This is a genomic window from Chrysanthemum yellows phytoplasma, from assembly GCF_000803325.1.
Taxonomy (GTDB): domain Bacteria; phylum Bacillota_I; class Bacilli_A; order Acholeplasmatales; family Acholeplasmataceae; genus Phytoplasma; species Phytoplasma asteris.
On record NZ_JSWH01000030.1, the window covers coordinates 1 to 7713 of the forward strand.

General features: G+C 27.6%; 6 protein-coding genes. All 6 read left to right on the forward strand.

What is annotated here, in order from left to right; translation table 11 throughout:
* The first annotated feature begins 216 nt into the window (after positions 1–216).
* The 6 genes from mgtA to folK all read left to right on the forward strand — a co-directional run bounded on the left by mgtA (position 217) and on the right by folK (position 7657).
* Positions 217–2886 (forward strand): magnesium-translocating P-type ATPase, encoded by a 2670-nt coding sequence (gene mgtA, locus OL66_RS00515; RefSeq protein WP_034172041.1) that lies wholly within the window; start codon positions 217–219, stop codon positions 2884–2886.
* Positions 2887–3075: 189 nt separating this feature from the next.
* Entirely contained in the window at positions 3076–3867 is a 792-nt protein-coding gene (locus OL66_RS00520) for a diadenylate cyclase (protein ID WP_034172042.1), read from the forward strand.
* Between the two features lie 128 nt (positions 3868–3995).
* Positions 3996–4862: a DegV family protein gene (locus OL66_RS00525; RefSeq protein ID WP_034172043.1), complete on the forward strand. Its 867-nt coding sequence runs from the start codon at positions 3996–3998 to the stop codon at positions 4860–4862.
* Positions 4863–5086: 224 nt separating this feature from the next.
* The gene (locus tag OL66_RS00530; protein WP_238568765.1) at positions 5087–5680 is read left to right on the forward strand and encodes a hypothetical protein; all 594 of its coding nucleotides are present in this window, start codon (positions 5087–5089) and stop codon (positions 5678–5680) included.
* 370 nt (positions 5681–6050) lie between these two features.
* Positions 6051–6932 (forward strand): dihydropteroate synthase, encoded by an 882-nt coding sequence (gene folP, locus OL66_RS00535; RefSeq protein WP_052177925.1) that lies wholly within the window; start codon positions 6051–6053, stop codon positions 6930–6932.
* Positions 6933–7141: 209 nt separating this feature from the next.
* The gene (gene folK / locus OL66_RS00540) at positions 7142–7657 is read left to right on the forward strand and encodes a 2-amino-4-hydroxy-6-hydroxymethyldihydropteridine diphosphokinase (RefSeq protein ID WP_034172045.1); all 516 of its coding nucleotides are present in this window, start codon (positions 7142–7144) and stop codon (positions 7655–7657) included.
* Positions 7658–7713 lie beyond the last annotated feature (56 nt).

The window sequence follows — 7713 nt, forward strand, 5'->3', positions numbered from 1 at the left end:
AATAGTATATATAAACTAACACACCCCCCCACCCAAAAAACTACCAAAAAAACTTATTGTCTATAATAAACATAGCTTTTTATATTATAATATTTTTGTAAACTAATATCATTTATTTAACATTTTACCCTAATTATCAATTATTAAAGTTTCAGTTTTTAATTGTTTTTGATTAACTTTTAACTTTTAAAAATATCAAAAAAGGAATTGATTAATATGAAAAAAGTAAATTTAAAACGCCAAGAAACAATTGATTTTTTAAAAACTATGAGTCAAAAATCCCAAGAACAAACTCTACAAACCCTTAATTCTTCTTTTCAAGGATTAGATCAAAATCAAGTAATGTTGCATCAAAGTTTGTATGGTAAAAATATTTTATCCCAAGAAATCAAAACCATTTTTACTAAACAATTACTCCAAATTGCAATTACTCCTTTTAATATTGTTTTATTAATTTTAACTCTTATTTCTTTGGTTAATGATGTTCTTACTCCCAGTCCAGAAAATAGAAGTTATGCTACTATTATAACTACTATTTTAATGTTTTTGGGTTCTGTCATTGTCCAATTTAGTCAAGAAAGTAAACATTTAAAAATTACTTCTCAATTAAAAACTTTGGTACAAAATACAACTGCAGTTAAACGAAATAATTCTAAATTGGAAATCGCTTTAGAAGAAGTAGTAAGAGGAGATATTGTTATTCTTTCGGCAGGAGATATTATTCCAGCTGATATTAAATTATTAGAAACTAAAGATTTTTTTGTAAAAACTACTACTTTTACTGGTGAATCAGAACCAGTAGAAAAAATGGCGTGTGCTTTTTTACAAAGTGAAACTATTTTAGACGATCCTAAATTAGTTTTAGCAGGTTCAACTGTTATTTCTGGTTATGCTACAGGTATTGTTTTAGTCACCGGAAAAGATACTTATTTAGGTAATATCAGCCAGGAAATTACTAAAAAAAAATCCCTTTCACACTTAGATCAAAGTATTAATACCATTGCTAAATTACTTATGATATGTATTTGTTTAATGGCGCCTTTAGTATTTTTATTCAACTTTAAAAAACCTCAAAATACTTTATTACAATCATTTCTTTTTGCTCTTACTATTGCCTTTGGACTTACTCCTAAAATGCTTCCCTTAATTGTTGCTACTTCTTTTTCTAAAGGAATTGTTGCTTTATCCAAGCGCAAAGTAATTGTTAAAAACCTAAATGCTATTTCTAGTTTTGGAGCAATGAATATTTTATTTACTGACAAAACAGGAACCCTTACCGAAGACCAAATCTTTTTGGAAAATTTCTTAGACCTTAATGGCAACGAAGATATCCGTGTTTTGCGTCATGCCTATCTGAATAGTTTTTTTCAAACAGGGCTTAAAAGTTTAATTGATAAAGCCATTATTACCAAAACAAATAATGCCCAAACTCTACATCCTTCTTTACAAGGAATCACCGAGCAATTTACCAAAATTGATGAAATTCCTTTTGATTTTAAAAGAAGAAAAATGAGTGTAGTAATACAAGATGTTTCCCAAAAACAACAAATGATTACTAAAGGAGCAATTGAAGAAATACTTGCTATTTGTGATCATGTAGAACTTGAAGGCAAAGTTGTTCCTTTAAGTGACCAAAGCAAACAAATAGTCCTGCAACAAACCATAACTTATAATCAAAAAGGTTATCGCGTAGTTGGAGTAGCCCAAAAACTTATCTCAAATCCCAAACAACAACCCTGTTTTACTCCTGGACAAATTGAAGAAAAATCAATGGTTCTAATCGGATTGCTTACTTTTTTAGACCCTATTAAAGAAAGTTCAACCCAAACTATTGCCTCTTTGCAACAAAAAGGTATTATTGTTAAAATCCTTACAGGAGACAACGATATTCTTACCAAAGCTATTGCCCAAAAATTAAATATTCAAACAACTTATTGTCTTCAAGGAAGTATCATCGATAATTTAAGTGATGATGCTCTTTACGAAGCTTCTCAAAAAACTAATCTTTTTACTAAATTATCCCCCGAACAAAAAGCAAGAATTGTATCTGTTTTTAAACAAAAAGGCAATATCGTTGCTTTTATGGGTGACGGAATTAACGATGCTTCTGCTATGAAACAAGCTAATTTAGGTATTTGTGTTGATAGTGGTGCTGAAATTACTAAAGAAATTGCAGATATTATTTTGTTAGAAAAACAACTTATCGTTTTAGAACAAGGAGTTGTAGAAGGAAGAAAAACCTATACTAACGCCCTTAAATACATTAAATTTACTCTATCTTCTAATTTTGCCAATTCCCTCAGTATTTTGCTTGCTAGTTTATGTCTTAATTTTCAACCTATGATAGTTTTACAAGTTTTATTTTTAGACCTTATCTATGATTTGATTTGTTTTGCTATTCCTTTTGATAATGTTGATGATATTTATTTACAAAAACCACGCAAATGGGATTTTGCAAGTATTAAAAGTTTTATGTTATGGTTTGGTTTTTTTTCTTTCTTATTGGATGTGGCTTTTTTAATTGGAATGAAATTTATTTTAAAAAACTTATCCCAAAGTCCACAATTATTTCAAACTAGTTGGTTTATTTTTTCAATGTGGTCACAAACATTAACCCTTTTCTTACTGCGAACTGACAAAATTATTGCTAAAAACAATCAAAAAAACCTTCCTTCTTTCCTTATTATGTCATGTTGTTGGTTAGGTTTGGTAATTACTACTTTCCTTCCTTTAATGCCTATTGTAAGTCAAGCCCTTAATTTAGATAAATCAATTTTTGAAAAACCTACAATTTTTTCCTTTTTGTTATTTTTAGTAGTTATTTATTCATTAGTTATGATATGGGCTAAAAAAATCTTTATTCAAAAACACAAACAATTATTATAAATTGTATTAACTAATTTCGTTATTTTATCCTTTTATTATTTTATTATTTCAAAATTTATTATTTCAAAATAAAATGGTTTGCTTTGGTTTTTGCTTGCTAAAAATTAATTATAAATTGATTGTTTTGCTTTCTAATATCGCCCCTTTTTTCGCCTACCAAATTTTTCAATTTATCAATCATAATCATTTTTGAAAGGAATTTCTATGTTTGGCACTTCTCCTTTATGGACAGTTTTTTTGTTTTTGTGTATCTTTATTGTTTTTCATTTTTTCTTACGCAAATATCAAGTTTTAAATATGGTATTTTTATTTTTGCTGTTATTTTCCCTTGTTTATTGTTTGAAAAGCTACCATTATACTTTTGTTGAACCTATTTTTAAAAGATATCTTAGTTTAGATATTTCTGAAAACATTTATGATTGTTTATTAAATTTTATTCTAACTAGTATCATCATCATCAAAGCTCCTTATTTAAGAGTTGCTTTTAATAATTGGTCTAAGCATTGGAACATCAAACGACAAAACTTTTTTATGGGTGGAGATAATACCCAAAAAGAAATTATTAAAGCTACTTTAGAACTTGCTTCTCGTAAAATAGGAGCCTTAATTACGATTGAAAAAAATAATACTTTGGAACAATACGCCCAAAAAGCTATCTTAATTGATGGTAATGTTTCTAAAGAATTGTTATTAAACATCTTTGCTCTCAACACACCTTTACACGATGGAGCAGTTATTATTAGAGGAGATAAAATTTTGTGCGCTAGTGCCTATTTTACCTTGTCTTCATCAGCTGATTCCTTAGACAAAAAAACTGGTTCGCGTCACCGTGCAGCTTTAGGGATTAGCGAAACTACAGATAGTATGACAATTGTTGTCTCTGAGGAAACAGGAAATATTTCTATTGCTTTAGAAGGGATGATGTTTCAAACTAACGAACAAGAAAAACTTAAAGAATATTTAGCTATTTTTATGAATTAATTAAAATAAAAATTCTTCAAAATACAAAATAAATAAAATACAACCCCATTTTATAAAATAAAACAATCCCAACTAACCTCAACCCCCAAACCAAATATACCAATCAAAGAAGAAAAGGAAACAAATAAATGAATAAACGAAAATTAGGCATTGTAGTTGATTCTACTTGCGGAAATACTTATGGCAAAAACTTTTTTGAAGATATTTCAGTAGTGCCTTTAACATTAATTGTTGGAGAAACTAGCTATATTGATGGTGCCATTTACAATACCACTTTACTAAATTTTATTGAAAACAAACAAAAAGTAACTACCAGCCAACCCAATCCAGAGCTTTTTATTAAAGCTTTCAAGGAACAATTTGACTTAGGATATAAACACGTTATTTGTTTAACTTTATCCAGTAAACTAAGTGGTACTCATAATAGTGCTCTTTTAGCTAAAAAAATGCTTAACAATCCTAATATTACTGTTATTGATACTCAAAATATTGGTCCTGGAGTTTATTTTTTCTTACAAAGAATCAATGATTGGCTTACTCAAAACCCTGATGTTTGCCCTCAAACAATCACTGATAAAATCAATGAAGAAAAACTAAAAGGCTTTTTGTTATGCACTGTTAATAATTTAAAAATATTAGCTTATAATGGACGTATCTCCAAATTTAGATTTTTAATTGGCAATCTTTTGAAAATACATCCTATTTTAAAATTTCAACAAGGAGTGTTATCAATTGAAAAAAAAGTAAGAAACTTAAAAAACTGTTTTAATTATTGTCTTAAAAAAATATTAGAACACAAAACTGCAAATAATAAACTTGATATTCAAGTTATTTATGTAGATGATGACAAAGATGCCAAAGAACTTTTAGCACAAATCAAAAAATTAGCTAACCCCCAAATTAAAGCTACTCTTTATGGTGCTATTTCTCCTGTAGTAGCAGCTCATATTGGCTATAAAGGATTTGGATTTTATCTTAACGAAATTACAGATTAACTTATAATGGAATGCATTATTTTTTAATCCCTGATTTTGTTTAAAGTTTTAGAACAGTCAAAACTTTTTATCCCAAAAACTTTTAAAACCCACCTTTAAAAAACACTTAAACAATCTTTTTGATTTTCTTTTTGGCTATTTTAAGATACAATAAAATTGTAGCTATATTTTAGTTACATTATATTTTTATATCCTTGATGTTAGAAAGAACCAAATAAGTGTCTATGTTTTACCAAAGAAAAAAACTTTTTTTCAAAATACTTTTGGTTTTAGTATTAATTTTTTTTATTACAACCATCGCTTATGCTATAGAAGATTGGCATAAATTGAAAAAGGATAGTAATTTTGGATTAAAAATTGCTGCTCCTGCAGAATTGTCAGTTTCCGAACCCGCAGATCTTCACGACACCAATAAAAAATTTTTAGTTCCTACAGAACATAGTTTTTTAATGACAACAGAACAAACAGATAGAGTTATTTTTGAACAAGAAGCTACTCTAAAAACTCAAAATGACAAATTAACTTTTATAAACGGAAAAAATACCAAACTAGATATTAATTATTTTTTTGAAAACCTTGATTTAAACGAACAATTAAAAGATTTTTTTAATGTTCAGATTTTATGGAAATACAAAGAACAACCTAAACAAAGTTTTGTTTCTTATGACAATAAAAATAAACCAGTTATTATTGATAAAAACGGTAATTTAAAAAAAATTATTGTTCAATTTACCATTTATGCTTCTAAAGTTTTTCCTTCTGGATTCCAAACTAAAGAAAAACAATTACAGATAAAATATAACATACAAAAACCATAATATTGTTTTGCTATTTTTATTATTTGTGATTTGCAAGTAAAAACTATTTTTAATTTTAAGCTCCTTTAAAATTTTAAATTATATAAATTGCTTATTTATTTCAATACTTAATTTTCAAATAAGCGAAGACCGTATCAGCACGGTCTTTTCTTTTTTTCCTTGACATTTATTTTAGAAAAAGATTAATTTGTTATAAAAATATCTATTTTAATAACCCCCCTAGCCTTATTATTTTTTTCTAAAATGAATTTATGAAAAAACATTTTTTGTGTCTTTTGGCAACCCTCTTTAATAATAAACATCTTTTGGCAAAATAACTTTATTCCAATTCTTAAAATTATAAAACATAGATATAAAGGTAACCAAGTTTATGATGGGACTTAACAATCAAACAATTAATTTATATTCCAAACACCCTAAAATATGGAAACTGGCTCACAACCGCCAAATTGAAATTTCTCATAAATCCTTAATTATGGCAATTATTAATGTTACTCCTGATTCTTTTTCAGATGGAAACCAACATTTTACTACTCAAAAAGCAGTTAATCATGCTCTTCGTTGTCTCAAAGAAGGTGTTGATATCATTGATATTGGAGGCGAATCTACTCGTCCAGGAGCAATCCCAATTACTCCTTTAGAAGAACAAAAACGCATTTTGCCTGTTATTAAAGAATTATCACGTCATCCTAAAGCCATTATTTCTGTTGATACTTATCATTTTCAAACCGCTAAATTAGCCATTAAAGCTGGAGCTCATATTATCAATGATGTTTGTGGCTTGCAACAAAATCCTCAAATGGCACAAACAATTGCCTCATTAAATGCAGGTGTTTGTATTATGCATACAGGCAGAAATCGCAAAAAACTTTCTAATGCCTTGCAAGACCAATTTTATTTTTTAAATCATTCCTTAGAAATTGCCAAACAAGCCCAAATTGCAACAGAGGCAATAGTAATTGACCCTGGGTTTGGTTTTGAAAAAAACATTGATGAAAACTTTGATATTATAAAAGAATTTGAGCAATTAACTAAAATGGAACTACCCATATTGGTAGGTCTTTCACGTAAAAGATTTCTTAAAGCAATAATTCCAACTGAAAGCCTTTTGCAAGTAGAATCATTAGATGCCATTACTGCTACTGCTAATTTTTTGTTAAGAACTAAAGGAGCTTCGATTTTTCGAGTGCATAATGTCAAAATGAATAAAAATAGTTTGCTTTTAGCAGATACTTTAATGAAAAAAATATAAATATTGTTATCCTAAATATATTTTAAAATTATCCCTTTTAAAATAATGAAAAACATTAATTTTTGCAACATAAAAAACGCAAATAAAACACATTTTTAAAAAAGAATTTATGACTTGTCAAACTTATCAAATATTTTTCTAAAAACAAATATTTTGCAAACATTTTTCTATTTTTTATAACTATACCCAAGTAAAGAACGTATAAAACAATGAAACTTAATAACAATGTAGCAGCCATAGGACTTGGTAGTAATCTGGGAGCTAAAAAGAATAATTTACAAACTGCTTTAAAAATGATTAATTTGCATCCTCAATGCGAAGTTTTGAAAGTTTCTCCTTTGTATGCAACTCTTCCTTGGGGAAAAACAGACCAACCTTTATTTTTAAACGCTGCTGCTCTTATCAAAACTTTCCTACCTCCCTTACTTTTTTTAGATTTTTTATTATCTGTAGAAATGAAACTCAAAAGAAAACGACTAGAATTATGGGGACCGCGTACTATTGATTTAGATATTTTGTTTTTGGGTAATCATACTTGCAAAACTCCTAAATTAACTATTCCTCATCCCTATATGTTAGAAAGAATTTTTGTCCTTGCTCCCTTAGCAGATATTTTACCTAACCAAATAATACAAACCAAAACTATTTTAGAATGGAAAAACCAATTAGATCAAAATGCAGTTAAAATAATTGAAAATAATCAATGGTATCAACCTTCTTTTTAAAAAACCTAACTGTTTCATTTTTAGATAACTTAATTATTTTAAACTATATTTATTAA

Excerpts from the sequence above, each read along its gene's own strand:
- OL66_RS00525 (WP_034172043.1), top strand. The coding sequence starts at position 3,996 with ATGAATAAACGAAAATTAGGCATTGTAGTTGATTCTACTTGCGGAAAT.
- folK (WP_034172045.1), top strand. The coding sequence starts at position 7,142 with ATGAAACTTAATAACAATGTAGCAGCCATAGGACTTGGTAGTAATCTG.
- OL66_RS00530 (WP_238568765.1), top strand. The coding sequence starts at position 5,087 with ATGTTTTACCAAAGAAAAAAACTTTTTTTCAAAATACTTTTGGTTTTA.
- folP (WP_052177925.1), top strand. The coding sequence starts at position 6,051 with ATGATGGGACTTAACAATCAAACAATTAATTTATATTCCAAACACCCT.
- mgtA (WP_034172041.1), top strand. The coding sequence starts at position 217 with ATGAAAAAAGTAAATTTAAAACGCCAAGAAACAATTGATTTTTTAAAA.